Source organism: Rhodococcus sp. IEGM 1318 (assembly GCF_033142465.1).
GTDB lineage: Bacteria > Actinomycetota > Actinomycetes > Mycobacteriales > Mycobacteriaceae > Rhodococcus_F > Rhodococcus_F qingshengii_B.
In genome coordinates this window covers 1-15,469 of record NZ_JAWLSC010000022.1, presented here as the reverse complement: position 1 = coordinate 15,469, position 15,469 = coordinate 1, and the positions used below count along the sequence as shown (strand labels likewise).

General features: G+C 63.6%; 12 protein-coding genes. 2 read left to right on the top strand and 10 right to left on the bottom strand.

Annotation, left to right across the window (positions count from 1 at the left end; genetic code table 11):
* Positions 1-193 precede the first annotated feature (193 nt).
* A complete protein-coding gene (locus R4P65_RS30720) occupies positions 194-2,416 on the bottom strand; it encodes a cytochrome P450 (RefSeq protein ID WP_317829324.1) in 2,223 nt (740 codons plus the stop codon).
* Between the two features lie 220 nt (positions 2,417-2,636).
* On the opposite strand from R4P65_RS30720, the gene R4P65_RS30715 reads away from it, so the two are divergent.
* Complete coding sequence (locus R4P65_RS30715) at positions 2,637-3,746, top strand: NDMA-dependent alcohol dehydrogenase (protein WP_317829323.1); 1,110 nt, start codon at positions 2,637-2,639, stop codon at positions 3,744-3,746.
* Positions 3,747-3,912: 166 nt separating this feature from the next.
* Positions 3,913-5,388 (top strand): aldehyde dehydrogenase family protein, encoded by a 1,476-nt coding sequence (locus R4P65_RS30710; RefSeq protein ID WP_317829322.1) that lies wholly within the window; start codon positions 3,913-3,915, stop codon positions 5,386-5,388.
* Between the two features lie 82 nt (positions 5,389-5,470).
* Here the strand turns inward: R4P65_RS30710 and R4P65_RS30705 are convergent, their stop codons facing one another.
* From R4P65_RS30705 to R4P65_RS30665, 9 genes are all read right to left on the bottom strand, one after another.
* Positions 5,471-6,940 carry an amidohydrolase family protein gene (locus R4P65_RS30705; RefSeq protein WP_317829321.1) on the bottom strand — a complete coding sequence of 490 codons (1,470 nt, stop codon included), beginning with the start codon at positions 6,938-6,940 and terminating at the stop codon, positions 5,471-5,473.
* Positions 6,937-7,539: a thiamine pyrophosphate-dependent enzyme gene (locus R4P65_RS30700; protein ID WP_317829320.1), complete on the bottom strand. Its 603-nt coding sequence runs from the start codon at positions 7,537-7,539 to the stop codon at positions 6,937-6,939. The genes R4P65_RS30705 and R4P65_RS30700 overlap by 4 nt, the downstream gene beginning before the upstream one ends.
* Entirely contained in the window at positions 7,536-8,060 is a 525-nt protein-coding gene (locus tag R4P65_RS30695) for a thiamine pyrophosphate-binding protein (protein ID WP_317829319.1), read from the bottom strand. The genes R4P65_RS30700 and R4P65_RS30695 overlap by 4 nt, the downstream gene beginning before the upstream one ends.
* Positions 8,053-11,466: a molybdopterin cofactor-binding domain-containing protein gene (locus R4P65_RS30690; protein WP_317829318.1), complete on the bottom strand. Its 3,414-nt coding sequence runs from the start codon at positions 11,464-11,466 to the stop codon at positions 8,053-8,055. The genes R4P65_RS30695 and R4P65_RS30690 overlap by 8 nt, the downstream gene beginning before the upstream one ends.
* Positions 11,463-11,972: a (2Fe-2S)-binding protein gene (locus R4P65_RS30685; protein ID WP_317829317.1), complete on the bottom strand. Its 510-nt coding sequence runs from the start codon at positions 11,970-11,972 to the stop codon at positions 11,463-11,465. Before R4P65_RS30685 ends, R4P65_RS30690 begins: the two co-directional genes overlap by 4 nt.
* Entirely contained in the window at positions 11,965-12,600 is a 636-nt protein-coding gene (locus R4P65_RS30680; RefSeq protein ID WP_317829316.1) for an isochorismatase family cysteine hydrolase, read from the bottom strand. Before R4P65_RS30680 ends, R4P65_RS30685 begins: the two co-directional genes overlap by 8 nt.
* A complete protein-coding gene (locus R4P65_RS30675) occupies positions 12,590-13,990 on the bottom strand; it encodes a dihydroorotase (protein WP_317829315.1) in 1,401 nt (466 codons plus the stop codon). The genes R4P65_RS30680 and R4P65_RS30675 overlap by 11 nt, the downstream gene beginning before the upstream one ends.
* A gap of 376 nt (positions 13,991-14,366) precedes the next feature.
* Positions 14,367-14,714, bottom strand: coding sequence for an integrase core domain-containing protein (locus R4P65_RS30670; RefSeq protein ID WP_317829314.1), 348 nt, complete (start codon positions 14,712-14,714; stop codon positions 14,367-14,369).
* A partial coding sequence (locus tag R4P65_RS30665; RefSeq protein ID WP_317829313.1) for an IS30 family transposase occupies positions 14,698-15,469 on the bottom strand: 772 nt, incomplete at its 5' end. The genes R4P65_RS30665 and R4P65_RS30670, both read right to left, overlap by 17 nt.

Here is a 15,469-nt window from a genome sequence, read left to right as displayed (position 1 = left end):
TTCTACGGTCACTGCAAGCATGCACCTTATCTTACATTCCGAGACATCATCCTACACAGCGTTACGAACGTACTGTGTGCGCCACTGCGCGCCATCGCCGATGCCCAATCCCCTACGCTGCAAGGGAATTTGACACGCGCGAATACCCGGCACCGAAGATCCGGTGCCGGGTATTCGCGCCGCTTGAGAGGAGTTACAGGTCAAGCACCAAGCGAGGTGAGCAGGACCGGCTCACGCAGATGATCATGGAATGCCCCGACTCACGCTCGGCCTCACTGAGCACCTCGTCTCGATGGTCGGGCTCGCCCGCGATGACGCGGGTCTCGCACGATCCACAGAAGCCCTTCTCGCAGTCATAGGCGACGCCCGGAACCACTTCGCGCACAACCTCGATCAGGCGCTTGTCCACCGGGACGTCGACAACAATGCCTGATCGGGCGAGCTCGACCTGAAACGGAACATTGTTCTCCGTCGAGGTGAGTCGCGCTTCCATCTCGTCACTCGCAGCGAAACGTTCGACGTACAACCGGTCCGCTCGACCGAGATCGTCGCACACACGTTGCACCTCGGCGATCATCGCGCCGGGTCCGCAGCAGTACACAGCCGTCGCCGGCCCGCTCTGCCCGACAGCCGACCGAAAGTCCGGGAATCCGTGCTCGTCCTGGGGAACCAACTCCAGGTCGATCCCCTCCAGACCTGCCAGCTCGTCGACGAATGCCATTGTGCCGCGCGAACGTCCACCGAAGAGCACCCGTGCCGACTTGCCGCGCGCCGACAGCGAACGCGCCATGGCCAGGATCGGAGTCACGCCGATGCCGCCGGCGATCAACAGGTAACCGTCTGCCTCCACCAGGGGGAAGTGGTTTCGTGGCCCACGGACCGTCAATTGGAGGCCGCCGACGGCAATTTCGTGAAGCTCCTCAGATCCACCGCGACCGGACCGCTCTCGGAGCACACCGATCTGATAGGTCTCCGGATCATCGAGACGCCCGCACAGCGAGTACTGACGTAAGCGGCCCGACGGCAGCCGAACCTCGAGGTGAGCACCCGGCTCCCATGACGGAAGCTTCGAACCATCCGCGGCACGAAGGGTCACCGCGATGACATCCTCAGCCATCACGTCGACGGCGTCCATCACGACGTCGAAGGTGTCGCCACCCTGGCTCGCGACGGTGAACTGCTCGACCTGCTCACCGACACGGGCGCCGGGAGTGAAGGTCGCCGGGATGACGTCCCAGCCCATGTGGTTGCCACGCGAGGCGTACCCCACCACTGCCTCGTGGTCGACCTTGTAGTCGGGCAGCCGAGTCAGGACCTGATGAATCATTTCCTGGAACATCGCCCGCGCCAGGTGTGCACCCGGGCAGCGGTGCGTACCGATGCCGAAGGTCAAGTGGCGGCTCGCATCGCGGTCGAGACGGACCTCGTGAGGCTCGCTGAACACCTCCGGGTCGTGATTCGCAGCGAACCAGGGCACCAGGACGCGCTCACCGGCCTTGACTGGGCAGCCACCGATCTCGGTGTCCGTGGTCGCCGTCCTCGACATCGCGGTCACCGAACCGTAGCGGCGCAGGAACTCATCCGTTCCGTCGATCAAGATGTCCGGTGCATCGATGAGTTGCTGACGCATCTCGGGATGCTCGTCGAGGTGGACGAGCACCGAACCGGTCAGCGACGTCGTCGTGTCGACGCCGCCGGTGACGGCGACACCGATCACGGACAGCAACTCGGCGTCATCGAACAAGGAGCCGTCAGCCTTGCGCTCCTGCACCAGCACACTGATCGCGTCGGATCCCGGGTTAGCACGGCGCTCGGTGATGAGCTCGGCAATCCGCTGCTCCATGTAAGACATGCCCTCGTACGCGCGTTGCGCCCGCTCACTGCCCGGCTCGGAGGTGAAGACGTCGTGGATCGGAGCACCGATCCGAATCCAGTCCTCCTCCGGGAAGCCGAGCCAATCCAACGTCACCGCACTGGGCAACGGATTGGTCAGCGCAGTAACCATATCCACGCTGCCGGACTCGATGAACCCGTCGACGATCCGCGAGGCGTGCCGCGCGATCATCGGGCGCAAATCGTCGATGGCGGCCGGTGACAAGATCAGGTCAAGGAGTCGGCGGTACTCGAAGTTGTCCGGCGGGTCCATCTCGAGCGGGTACTGCATGTTGCCACCGAAGGGCCCACTCGGGATCACGATCGCCGTCCCCTCGAGGTCACCGGCGGCGCGCGTCGAGGAGAACAGCGCGTCATTGCGCGCGACATGGAATACGTCGGCGTAGCGCGTGAGGTAGACGTAGCCGTTCTCATGCGCGGTAGACCGACCGACCGGGCATTTGTCGCGGAACGCCTCGTAATAGCCGACGATGTCGTCGCGACATTCCGGCGAATGGTGGTCGAAGTTCTCGTAGGTTGACATACCCGTCCTCATCGGCCGTTACCTGTGTGAGCTAGATCTCAAGGAGACTAACAACGTCTTGCAAGGTGAGTCAACGTCTCGCATTGCACAATCGGTGTACCTGCCCTAACGTCGGGGATACAGCACGTGCCGGCCGTTCGTCCATGACAAGATCCAGGATCCTGAAGGACACCTGACTCGGGCGTCCCGAGCCGCACCCGGATACGAGAAGGAACCCAACATGCGAACCAGAGGCGCCATCATCCGCACCGCTCCCGGCCCCTACGAGGTCGTCGACCTGGAGGTGGCCGACCCAACCGACGGAGAGGTCCAGGTTCGGCTTGTCGCTGCCGGCCTCTGCCACTCCGACGACCACGTCACGGTCGGCGACTCCCCCACTGCCATCTACCCTTTCGCACTCGGCCACGAGGGTGCGGGCGTCGTGACCAAGATCGGTCCCGGCGTCAGTGACGTAGCGGTCGGAGACCACGTCGTCTTCTCCTTCCTGCCCGCTTGCGGCCGCTGCCGGTGGTGCGCCCGAGGGCAGCAGAACCTGTGCGACGAGGGCGGCAAGGTCTGGATGGCCCCGGAGGTCCCCCGAGTACGCCTCGCCTCCGACGGCTCCCCCGTCGGCCAGATGTGTGGTGTCTCCGCCTTCATGGAGACCACCACTGTCTCGGCGCGCTCAGTAGTCAAGGTAGACAAAGATATTCCGCTGGACAAGGCCTGCCTCGTCGGCTGCGGCGTCGCCACCGGATGGGGCGCCGCCGTGCACTCGGCAGCAGTCCGACCCGCGGACGTCGTCATCGTGATGGGCATCGGCGGCATCGGCATCAATGCCGTGCAGGGCGCCGTACACGCCGGCGCCACCACCGTGATCGCGGTCGACCCCGTCGAGTTCAAACGCGAGCAGGCCAAGCGTTTCGGCGCGACTCACTCCTTCGACAGCATGGACGCGGCCGCTGATCTCGCCCGCCAGCTCACCAACGGCCAGGGCGCCGACTCCGCAATCGTCACGGTAGGCGTCGTCCAGTCAGAGCACGTCGGCGATGCATTCTCCGCCATCCGCAAGGGCGGCACCGCCGTCGTGACCGGCCTCGGTAACAGCGAAAACACCGGCGCGCCCATCAATCTCGCTGAGCTCACCCTCTATCAGAAGCGCTTGCAGGGCTCGCTCTTCGGCCAGTGCAACCCGACCGCCGACATCCCGGCTCTCCTGGACATGTACCGGGCCGGTGCACTCAACCTGGACGACATCGTCACGCAGACCTACTCGCTGGACGAGATCGGCCGAGGCTACGAGGACATGCACGCCGGCAAGAACCTGCGCGGCGTGGTGCTCTTCGACTGAGATGCGTACCAAGGAAGCGGGGCCGTGCCGATAGGTGCGGCCCCGACTTTCGTGGAATCTTCCGAACAATTCGCATGTCTGTCAGCCGATCCCGGGGACCTAGATAGTTTCGCAATGCAATACAGCATCTTGACTTATGAGATTCAACGGGCGGAAAATGGGGCGTGTGAACACCCTTGAGACGACTCCCGCACCCGCACCGCCGACGGGCGACCACCCCGGCACCTTCATCGCCGGCGAATGGCTTGACCGAGGTCCTGCGTTCCCCTCGATCGATCCCGCCACCGGAGACACGTACGGCCACATCCTGGCCAGCGAGGTCACCGATGTCGACCTCGCTGTCGCCGAGGCCCGCCGCGCTGCCCGCCAATGGTCACGAACCTCCCCATCCGAACGAGGCGCGATCCTCGGCCGCTGGGCTGGATTGATCTTCCAAAACCAGCATCGCCTCGCGGCGATCGAGGCCCGCAACGTCGGCAAGCCCCTCTCAGCCGGGCTGCTGAACGTCCAGATTGCCGGGTCGATCATGCAGTACACGGCTGGTGGAGCCGACAAGCTCACCGGCGCAACCCTGCCCGTTCGCCAACCCGACTACTTCGGATTCACCCGCCGCGAGCCGCACGGCGTCTGCGCAATCGTGTTGCCGTGGAACGTGCCCGCCGTACTCTGCGCCGCCAACTTGGCACCCGCACTCGCTGCAGGCAACACGGTGATCCTCAAGCCGTCCGAAGTCGCCCCGCTGGTGATCCACGCACTCGTGGAGCTGGGCCAGGAGGCCGGAATCCCGCCAGGTGTCGTGAGCGTCCTCACCGGCCTCGGCGCTGAGCTCGGTGCCGCACTGGTGAGCCACCCCGGCGTGAACCACATCAGCTTCGTCGGCTCGGTGGCCACCGGCCGCCTGGTCATGCAGGCCGCCGCCCAGAACCTCACACCACTGAAGGTCGAGCTGGGCGGCAAGTCGCCCAACATCGTCTTCGCAGACGCCGATCTGGATGCTGCCGTACCGGCGATCGTACGTTCGATTACCGAGAACGCCGGCCAGAATTGCAACGCCGGATCGCGACTTCTCGTGCACACAGACGTAGCGGACGAGGTCCGTACGCGGGTCGTCAAGTCGATGTCCGCACTCCGAATAGGCGCCTGGCACGAGGACCTCGACATGGGCCCTCTGGTCAGCCAACTGCAGCATGACCGGGTCAGCAAGTTGATCAACTCCGCGCTCGGCAACGGAGTCGACCTACTGCTCGGCGGATCGCGCCCCGAGGACCACACAGTCGGCCACTTCCTCTCCCCCACAGTGCTTTCCGTCTCCAACCGCAATGCGCCGATCGTCTCGCAGGAGATCTTCGGACCGGTCCTGACGGTGGAGACCTTTACCGACGAAGCCGATGCCCTGGACCTGGCCAACTCCACCGATTTCGGGCTGCTGGCTTGCCTGTGGACCAACGACGTCTCGCGCGCGCTGCGGATGTCCGCGGAAATCGGCGCCGGCCAGATCTCGGTCAATCAGTTCTCCGACGCGGGCGTCATCGGACTTCCGTTCAACATGTACAAGCACAGCGGCTTCTCCTCCGGCAACGGCTACCGCGGGCTGTACGAGTTCACCCGTGAGAAGGCCGTGGCGATCAAGCTCCTCCCCTGAGCAACCACGCAGAAACACCGAAGCCCGCGCCCCTCATTTCGGGGCGCGGGCTTCGGCCTGTTGGGGGTTGAGCGCGATCAGGTCAGCCGCAGGAATGGCCCACGACGCCGCCGACAGCGGCCTCGATCTGCTCGAGCATCGGCCGGACCTCTTCGAAGCGCGCAAGGCGATCGGGCAACGTGGTCCAGATACGGGCCGCAATGTCCTTAGCCTCGGCGCGAATAGCATCCTCGTCGATGGTGATGAACTTACGATCGACCATGACGGCCTCACCGGCGATGTACACACTGCGGACCGCAGCGCCGAGCTCTCCGTACACAATCTGATGGCGGAGCTGTTCGGCAGGCGCAGGCCACACGTAATTGGTATCGAGCACCGTGAGGTCAGCCGCGGCACCGACCGCGAGACGCCCGAGATCGGCCCCCATCACGGCAGCGCCGTTGGTCCAGCACATCCCCAGCCCGTCGGTCGCGCTCGGCCACGTGGACGGCGGGCCCTGGACCCTGTGCAGAATCGTCGAAAGTTTCAGGGTCTCGAGCATGTTCTGCGTATCGTTGCTGCTGGCACCATCCGAACCGATAGCCACTTTGGCACCGGCCTTCAGCAACGCCGGCACCGGCGCTACACCCGCACCTAGCTTGAGGTTGCTCGCCGGGTTATGCACCGCAACGGCATCCGTCTGAGCGAAAAGCTCAATCTCATTCTGATCGAGCCAGATCGCGTGCGCGAACGACGTCCAGTCCTGCAGCGCATCCATTTTCGCCAGGAACTCCACCGTGGAGACCCCATATCGCTGCTGAGCCATGGGCACCTGCGACGCCGCCGACAGCAAATGGGTCTGCATCCGCACGCCGCGGGTGCGTGCCATACGCACACTCTCCTCGAAGAGTTCGGTGGAACAACGCGGTAGCGAGGACGGACCGAGCACCGGCTGCACCAATCCCGACTTGCCCTGCCAGCGGTCCACGAACCGGTTCGCCGCAGCAAGCACCGTCGCCGGATCGGAGACCGGCGGCTTACGCAGCGCCGCGCCACCAGGAACCAGATCCACCGGAATCGAGGAGAAGAAGTCCAAGTCGGAATACTGGATCGCTACGTTTGCACGCATTCCCAGATCCGAGTACGCGGCCATGATCGCGTCCATGCCGTCATCGACCCACTCGTTGTCCGAACGAGCGCAATCGAGCACCGACGTGGCACCGCTGCGCACCATCTCCAGAGCGCCGACCATCGCGGATACATACAGGTCGCGCGGTGAAAGTCGCGCTCCTGCACCGCCGTAGCTGGCAACGACCATCCACGCATCGAGCGGAAGTGCGTCGCACAGCCCCTTCTCGATTGTCTGATTCGAGTGTGTGTGGGAGTTGATCAGACCAGGGATCAGGATGTCCCCGCCCAAGTCGACCGACTCCACGTCACCGGTCGCCTGAAATCGGTCAGCGGCTCCGGGTCCGAGGTCGGCGATGACGCCGTCCACCACCACCACGTCTCCGATCTCACCGCCATGCTGAAGATCAAGCAGTCGAGCATTGCGCAACAGTCGCGTTGTCATAGTTCCTCATCCTTCGGCCGTTCCCAGTTCGCAAGTTGTGTACGGAACAGCTGCTGAGCCTCAGCGCCCGAGAGATCACCGGGGCCGCCGTACGGCGACGGCTCCGACTCCACCTCGACGACGAGCATTGCTGGTCCTGGTGTAGCACTGAATAATTCGCCGAGTTGCTCGGCGAATTGCGCAGTCGTCGCGCCTCGTGCGGCGCGGGTGGCGAACGGCCAACCCGCTCCGCGCGCAATGGCGACGAGGTCGGTACGCTCGGCAGCTGCCAACGGTTGACCGCCCCCGGTCTCGTACCTGCCGTTGTTGAATACGATCATCCTCAGGTTGTCCGGCGCGGCATCGGCGATCGCCAACAGCGAACCCAGGTTCATGACCAGGTCGCCGTCGCCCTCCAGCAGGACGAACTGCAGATCCGGTCTGGACAGGGCGGCTCCCAGCGCCAGACCGGGTGCGGCTCCCATCGGGTCGGAGGCATAGAAGGTCGGGTTGGCTCCGCCGTGATCGCGCCACGACCGTCCTGCGGTGCCGAGGCTGGCTATCACCACGTGGTCGGGGGCAGCCTGAGCGATAACCTGTGCCACATCAGCGCGCCTCATGCCGGAACTCCCAAAAGTGCACTCCGCGAGCACAACAGCACGACCGGACGCCGTTCGAGCCACGCCTGCTCACTGGCTCGTTCAAACAGCCAGTCGTCATCCGGCCCGTTGACGTGATGCACGGCGAGGCCCGCCGCGGTGGCTACCGATTCGGTGACCTTGCCTTTGTACATCTGGTAGTAGAACCCGTCTTCGGCGCCGCCGCGGGCCGCAGCCACGATGACGAGAGGCAACTGGTGGTGGTGGGCGAACGCCGACAGCACGTTCGTGGAGAGCAGCACGCCCGCGTTCTGACACAGCACGGCAGCGCGGCGACCCATGAGCGCGGCTCCACCAGCGATCGCCATCGCGTCGTCTTCTCGGCTGACGCGTACATCCTTGATCGACTCGTCGGCGATCACCCGCTCGATGAGCGGGGTGAGCCAGCTATCGGGCAGATAGGCGGCGAGCTCGACGCCACCGGCAGCGAGCCGAGCGGCAATCTGCTCGCCGCGTACTGCGGCTGCCCCGCACTCACTCATCGTTGACAACCTTCCCGTGTGCGTCGACGGCGACACTGCTGTTCTCTCCGCCGATCAATCGTGCGGTTGCTTTCCGCGCCAGCCCGACTGCAGCGTCGAGCTTCCATCGGGTCCCTGGCAGGGGGTGTGCTTCCCACTCGAACTCCTTCTCGAGACTGGTGATGACGGTCTCTGCCGTCGGGGTAGTTCCGGCTAGGACGCGCCCCAAACCCTGAGGGGACCATGGAGTGGGGGCAATACCGCCGAAAACGTAACGTGCCGACTGCCAGGTGCCGTCGGCGTTGACACGCGCTGCGGCAGCGACGGAGACCAGCGCAAAGTCGCCGTCCCACTGCTGCAACTTCGCGAAGGTACTGCGCAGCGAGAAAACGTCGGCCGGTAGCAATACCGTCTCGATCATCTCGCTGGACTTAAGGCTCAATTCGCCTGGCCCGCTGTACAGCTCGGAAATCGACAGGGTCCTGGAACCAGAAGCGCTGCTCACCACAACTTCGCCGCCCAGCGCGTCGAAAGCAGTCGCGAGGTCTGACGGCGTCACCGCCTGGCACCGGTGCGCACCAATCGCAGAGTGGTGCAATCGGTGATCACCGGTCACTGCGTAGCAGGGACAGCTCCCGCCGCCTCGCTTGTAACAATCGAACCCGTTGCGGAAGAACCAGCAACGCTTCTGCTGTGCGAGGTTGCCGGCGAGCGTAGCCACTTCACGGATCTGACCCGACGCGATAGTCCGGACAGCCTCGGCAAGGAGCTCTACCTTGCCGTCGGCCCAGTTCTCCAGCTCGGCCAACGTCACGGCCGCTCCCAGCCTCCATCGGCCGTCGGGGAGCTGGTCGATTCCCCGCATCGAGGTGATTGCACTGGTTCCAATGAGCACCGTCGGGAAGGTCAGGCCTTGATCACGCTGCACCAAAAGGTCTGTGCCACCGCCGATGACGGCGGTGCCCTTACCTCCGAGCTCGGCAACTGCCGCTGACACGCTCGCTGGCAACTCGACGCGTTCGATCGCACGTGGGGTGGCCCGGCGAGCGAAACGCGTGCCCCACCGATCGAGCACGAAGTGCATTCCGACCGGGTAGAGCTTTCGGAATAGTTCGATCTGCCAGCGCGACGGCCGCCGCGCAAGGTGATGCCGACGCGGCTGCGCGCCCTCACGTGCACGCAGCGCGGTCAAGACCACATCGGGGGTCAACGGCAGTTCACGGAACCGGATTCCGGTTGCCGCATACACCGCATTCAAAAGTGCTGGCGCCGCAGGGATTAGAGAAATCTCACCAACACTCTTGGCGTCGAGCGGCCCGGCTTCTTCCGGTCCCTCCACCAGCGCGACGTCGATTGACGGCGCCATGGTCGAACGCGGAACCGAGTAGTGCAGATAGGCCGGGTTGACCGGTCGGCCACCTTCGTAGATCAGTCGCTCACCGAGTGCTGCGCCGAGGCCCTGCACAACTCCCCCGATGATCTGGCCCTCGACAAGCGTGGGATTTATCGCGCGGCCGATGTCATGGACGGCGGAGTAGTTGAGCACCGTGATGACGCCCGTGTCGTTATCGACCTCGACTTCGACGGCGTGCGCAGCGAACGAGTAGGTCGCCGAGATGTTGGGCCTTGGGATGCCGGTCCAGTACGGCTGCATCCGTTGCTCGATGTACTCGGTGTCGATTCGCAAACTGCCATCGACTGTTTCGGGCGCGGCGACGACGAGATCGGCGATGTCTACTCCGTCCGCGTCCGCCTCGACTCGACCTCCCCGTAGTCGAACGTCTGTGGCGGCGGCACCGAGTTTCTCGGCGCCGAGCTCACACAGCCGGCTGGCCATTGCCTCTGCCGTCTGGCGGACGGCATGCCCACCCATGTGCGTTCCCCGGGACGACCAGGCCCCCATATCGGGCGGCGTCTCGTCCCAGTCGGTCATGATGACCTGCACGGAATCCAGTGGAACGTCGAGGATTTCGGCGGCGATCTGCGCAAGGATTGTGCGTTGCCCGGTACCGGCGTCCGAGCCACCGAACCGCACGACGACCTCACCGCTACTGCGTACCTCCACTCCTGAGGCACTGGTGTTGCCTCCCGGATAGGCGTACGAGCCACTGGCGTGCATCCCGGAGGCGACGCCGATACCGCGCAACGGGGTGTCAGCGCGACGCTTCTCGTCCCAATCCGTCCGCACCCGCAGCTGTTCCAAGCACTCGGCCAGCCGGTTGGAACCGACCTTGGATCCGGACAGTGCCTGGGTGTGGGGACGGCCCGCATTATGTACTCGAAACTCGAGGGGATCCATCTCACACAGTTCAGCGAGCTCGTCCATAGCGGTCTCGAGCGCGATGCCGGTCTGCGGCTGTCCGTAGCCACGGAATTGGCCGCCGGGTACCAAATTTGTGTCAACGAGCCGGGCATCCCACCTCACCGCATCCGGACGATACATCGAACCGAGTTGCTTGATGCCCGCACGCATCACCGACGGGCCGTAGTGGTTGTACGCGCCATTGTCGACATCGATCACGGCGTCGAGAAAGCACAGTCGGCCGGTCTCGTCGGCATGCGCCTGCAGGGTAGTGACAAACTCGTGGCGCGGCTTGGTGAAGGCGAACTCTTCCTCCCGAGTAAGCGCGATGAGTACCGGGCGAGAAGTTTTCATCGACAGCGCCGCGGCGAGGGCTTCGTGCTCGGAAATCTTCGACTTCGAACCGAAACCGCCGCCTACCGACACATCGCGGCAGACCACCTGGTCAAGGCGCAACCCGAACAATGCCGACAGCTCGTGGACTACGAAATGCGGTGCCTGGCTTGACGTCCACAGCTCCAGGCGCTCGTCGTGCCACCAGGCCAGCGTGGTGTTGGGCTCCATGCAGGCGTGGTTGACGCGAGGGTAACGGTAAGTGCTTTTGGTCGTCACTCGGGCATTACCGAGAGCAACGTCGACATCGCCCCAGTGGTCGGCAGTCTCGACTGCCACGTTGGTCTCGCTCTCACGCTGGTGGAGCACGGGCGCACCCTTCGCCAGTGCATCGGGAACCGACAGCAACGGACGCAGTCGGCGGTAGCGAACCTTGATCCGTCGCACGCCTTCGTCCGCAGCCTCAATGGTTTCCGCTGCGACTGCGGCGATTTCATGGCCGACGTAAAGCACCCGGTCGGTTGCCATCGGTGGTCGATCAGAGTACGGCGCGCCGCTGTGTTCGTAGATTTTCCCAGGTGCGAAGTCCGCTGCGGTGATGACCGCGTGAACGCCTGGCACCTTCAACGCCGGGCTCACGTCCAGATGACGGATTCGCGCATGTGGAAACGGGGAGCGGAGCACCCGCACTACCAGAGTCCCCTCCGGCGGATTATCAGCCGCGTACGACGCTGTGCCCGTGGTCTTTTCGATCCAGTCGATCGGGCGGACCCGTTGGCCGACAACCTTCATGACTTGCCCTCCGGGTCATTGCGACGCGAGCTGGCCACAGCGCATACAGCGTCGATGATCTGTCGGTATCCGGTGCAGCGGCAAATGTTGCCGGACATGCAGCGGACCACCTCGTCACGCGAGATATCAACACGCTCACGAAGAATCGACTCCGCGCGCACAATCTGACCCGGCGTGCAAAAACCGCACTGGAAGGCACCGTAGTCGGCAAACGCCTCACGCAGGTCCGCGGCTGCCTCACCCAGACCGTCGGCGGTCGTGACGTCGCCGGTCACCAACGCAGCTAGTTGCGTGCAGGCCATCACGGCACGCCCACCGACAAGCACGGTGCAGGCGCCGCATTCACCACGCCCGCAGGCCTCTTTGACGTCGGCGTAACCGGCCCCGCGAAGAACCTCCAGCAGCGTCGCCCCCGCAGAGCTCGTGACGGTAAGCGGCTCGTCGTTGACGGTCAAAGTCCGGCCGGGCCGGGGCACGTCGGCGCCCCGGCCGGCCAGATCAGCCATCGAGCGCTGCGGTCAACCCGGCCAGGTCAGTGACAACGCCGTGGAAGCGTTCGATGCTCGCCAGGGTCGCGGCATGCGCTGCGTCATCGGAGTCGGCCACGCAGTCGGCCGGAACAACGACGTCGAAATCACGCGCATACGCATCACGAATCGTCGAGTCCACACAGAAGCTGGTGGTCGTACCCAGCACAACCAGCACCTGCACGTTCCGCATCCGGAGCTCACCCTCGAGTGGGGTCTGGAAGAAAGCGCTGGATCGGTGCTTGACGACGACCTCGTCGCGGTCCTCTTTGATCGCCTTCATCTCGTCGAGCATCTCGGCATCCCACGTCCCACGGCGGCACAACTCGAGTTTGACGCCGCGACGTTCCAGGTGCGACGGAATCCGGCGACGTCCGCGCGTCACGTCGTCGTTGTAGTGCACCTGCTGGGTGAACCAGACCGGAATATCAAGGCGGTGAGCGAGATCCACTGCTCCGACTACGTTAGGGATGATTGCCCGGGGGTTCGCCACGGAGTCAGCGCCGAACGCCTGTCCTCGTGCACCTTCCGGGTGACAGAACCCGTTCTGCATGTCGACAATGAGCAGGCCCACGTCCCGCGGGTCGAGCTTCACATTAAGCGGCATGCCAGTTCCTCTCCTTGGTCAAATCAGGTTCGGGCTTCACGATCACTTGACCGCTGCCCGGTTCAGCCAGGACTTTGCCGTCCCGGTAGATAACTTCTCCGCGTCGCATTGTCAGCGTCGGCCAGCCGCGCAGCGGCACACCCTCGAATGCACTGACATATTCGCTCTGGGTGACATCTGGACCGACGACCTTCTCGGTCTCCATGTCGACGATCACCAGGTCTGCGTCGGCACCGGGCTGCAACGTACCCTTGCGCGGGTAGAGGCCGAAGAGTCGCGCGGGGTTGTAAGCCATCGTTTCGACGACTTTCTCGATGCTGATCCGCCCAGCCAGCACGCCCTCGGTGAGCACGACCGGGAGCATCGTGGCGAGACCGGCGAAGCCGGGTGCCTCTTCCCAGAATCCCTTGCCGCTCTTGGCGATCGGGACATGGTCGGAGCCAATAGTCGAGATCCAGCCTTCACGGAGACCGCGCCATAGCTCTGCCTGATGCTCATGGTTGCGTAGCGCCGGCGCAACCTTCCCCACACCTGATCCCTCGGCAGAGAGACGAGGATTGTCGGCGGTGAGGGCGAGGTAGTGCGGGCAGGTCTCGAGGACCACCACACGACCCTTACGGCGCGACTCGGCCGCCGCGTCCACAGCCATGCCGACAGTGGTGTGCGGAACGTACAGCGGACATCCCTGCAAATCAGCGAGCCAGATCGCCCGCAGCAGGTCCTGCTCTTCGACGAAGTCCGGTCGCGACTCGGAGTACGCAGCGAGGTCTTTACCGCCCTCGGCCTTCACCTGGGCAGTGAGGTGGCAGACCAGCGAGTCGTCCTCGCAGTGCACCATGCACCAGCCGTACGGCCCCAGATCGCGGATGTGTTCCATAGCCGCATACAGGACGGCGTCGTTGACCGACACCAGCCCGATCGGATTGCCGGGCTCGTAGCCTCCCATATAGAACTTGAAGCTCGTGACGCCGAATTCCTTGGCGTAGCGAGGGATTTCCTTGACCTGCTCCATCGTCGAAATGATGAAGTGAAACTGAGTGTCGACCAACATCCGGGTTTGTGCGAGCTCGAACTCCGCAGGGAATGTCTCCAGGAAAGTACTGGGCGAGCGGCGGTACTGGAGCACCGTCGTTACGCCACCCACAGCGGCACAGGCCGTCTCCGAAGCGAAGATCTCCGAGAGTGGTCGCCCGCCGCCTAGGTGCACGTGGGGGTCCACAATCCCTGGCAGTACATATTTGCCTTCGGCGTCGATGCGTTCGGTCGCCTCAGGAAGAACGCTCTCGTCGCCGATGGCGACCACACGGCCGTCTCTGATGGCAATTGCCGCATCGACAACGCCGCTCGGACTCACAACCCGTCCGTTTGCGACTATGGTGTCCACGCGCATCTGACCTCCGGTTCTTGCTCCGCAACTACGGAACTCGCCTCGCAGACGCATGGTAGAAATGGCAGGTGGCTGTCGGCCGCACACCCGGCGCACATGCGTCAGGGCTTCAATCGATCCACCGGTTTGGGGAGCGATGCCGTCCTGCGGAATGCTAGTGACCCACACCACTGCACGTCAAGGTTATGCGTGATGGCATCGCGCATTGCAAGATATTTCCCCCACACTCAAACAGGCGGAGCGCCGGACAGCGGATCCTCGTAGATCCGCTCACAACATCTGGATCCAGATCGTGAGTTGACAGCTCTACGATCCAGATCGTGAGTTGGCAGCTCTACCTCGCCTGCCGCTTTGAACCGTGCCGGGTTTCTTGCCGCTCCTATGCTGGCGACATCTCCGGCTGGAGAATCGATAATTGAGAGTAATAGACGGCCTCGAACTCGTCCGGAGTGACATAGTCCAAGGTGCTGTGCAGACGGCGGGTATTGAACCAATCCACCCATTCCATCGTCGCGAATTCGATGTCGTCGATCGTCTTGATCGGGCCCTGCAGAAAGGGACTACTCTTGGAAACCGCTTCTGTCTTGAACAGTCCGATCGTCGACTCCGCGAGGGCATTGTCGTAGGCGTCGCCGACACTTCCGATTGAAGCTGCAATCCCTTCCAACACAAGCGTTTCCGCGAAGGAAATAGATGTATATTGGGCGTATTCAACCGGTCGTCGCAACAGTGTGTTGTTGTGCAGATCGTAGCAATTCTTCGAATACCTCCGCGGGGGTGCGCCAATCAAGGATTCCTCGGGGGCGGTTGTTGATCACGCTCGCCACTGCGGTGATCTCCGCGGAATTCCATCGGGAAAGGTCGGTCCCCTTCGGAAAATACTGGCGCAGCAAACCGTTGAGATGCTCATTGCTGCCTCGCTGCCATGGGCTCTTGGCATCAGCGAAATATACTGGGACACCGGTCTGTTCGGTGAAGAGTGCGTGAGCTGAGAGTTCCTTGCCTCGATCCCATGTCAAAGACCGCCTGAGGGTTTTCGGTAGAGGGGTGACGGCCTTGGCCAGGGCGTCTTTCATGGTCAAGGCGCCGTAACCGGCCAGTGCTGGGCCGTTTTTCCTCGGGGGAATCATCCCGTATCCTTTTTGGCGAGGGAGATGGACGAGCACCGCGTAGCGGGAGGTGCGCTCGATCAATGTCGCTACCGCAGAACGCTTCAGTCCGATGATTAAGTCGCCCTCCCAGTGGCCGGCGAGTTTACGATCAGCGACCTCTTTCGGACGTTTAGCCAGCACGGTGTCTGCAGTGACATGAGCCCACGTTTGCTGGCGTGCACGCGATCTGGGCATTCGTTTGGTCCTGCCTCGCCGTAGATGCCAGGATTGCATTCGCTCCAACCCGCCACGGATTTCGATGTAAAGAGCCTGGTAAATCGCCTCGGCTGAGATCCTCATCGATTCGTCATCGGGGAAATCGAGCGGCAGC

Bases quoted from the DNA above. Each gene is read 5' to 3' on its own strand.
- R4P65_RS30720 (WP_317829324.1), bottom strand. From the start codon at position 2,416: ATGTCAACCTACGAGAACTTCGACCACCATTCGCCGGAATGTCGCGAC.
- R4P65_RS30680 (WP_317829316.1), bottom strand. From the start codon at position 12,600: ATGCCGCTTAATGTGAAGCTCGACCCGCGGGACGTGGGCCTGCTCATT.
- R4P65_RS30705 (WP_317829321.1), bottom strand. From the start codon at position 6,940: ATGACAACGCGACTGTTGCGCAATGCTCGACTGCTTGATCTTCAGCAT.
- R4P65_RS30685 (WP_317829317.1), bottom strand. From the start codon at position 11,972: ATGGCTGATCTGGCCGGCCGGGGCGCCGACGTGCCCCGGCCCGGCCGG.
- R4P65_RS30695 (WP_317829319.1), bottom strand. From the start codon at position 8,060: ATGAGTGAGTGCGGGGCAGCCGCAGTACGCGGCGAGCAGATTGCCGCT.
- R4P65_RS30700 (WP_317829320.1), bottom strand. From the start codon at position 7,539: ATGAGGCGCGCTGATGTGGCACAGGTTATCGCTCAGGCTGCCCCCGAC.
- R4P65_RS30690 (WP_317829318.1), bottom strand. From the start codon at position 11,466: ATGAAGGTTGTCGGCCAACGGGTCCGCCCGATCGACTGGATCGAAAAG.
- R4P65_RS30715 (WP_317829323.1), top strand. From the start codon at position 2,637: ATGCGAACCAGAGGCGCCATCATCCGCACCGCTCCCGGCCCCTACGAG.
- R4P65_RS30675 (WP_317829315.1), bottom strand. From the start codon at position 13,990: ATGCGCGTGGACACCATAGTCGCAAACGGACGGGTTGTGAGTCCGAGC.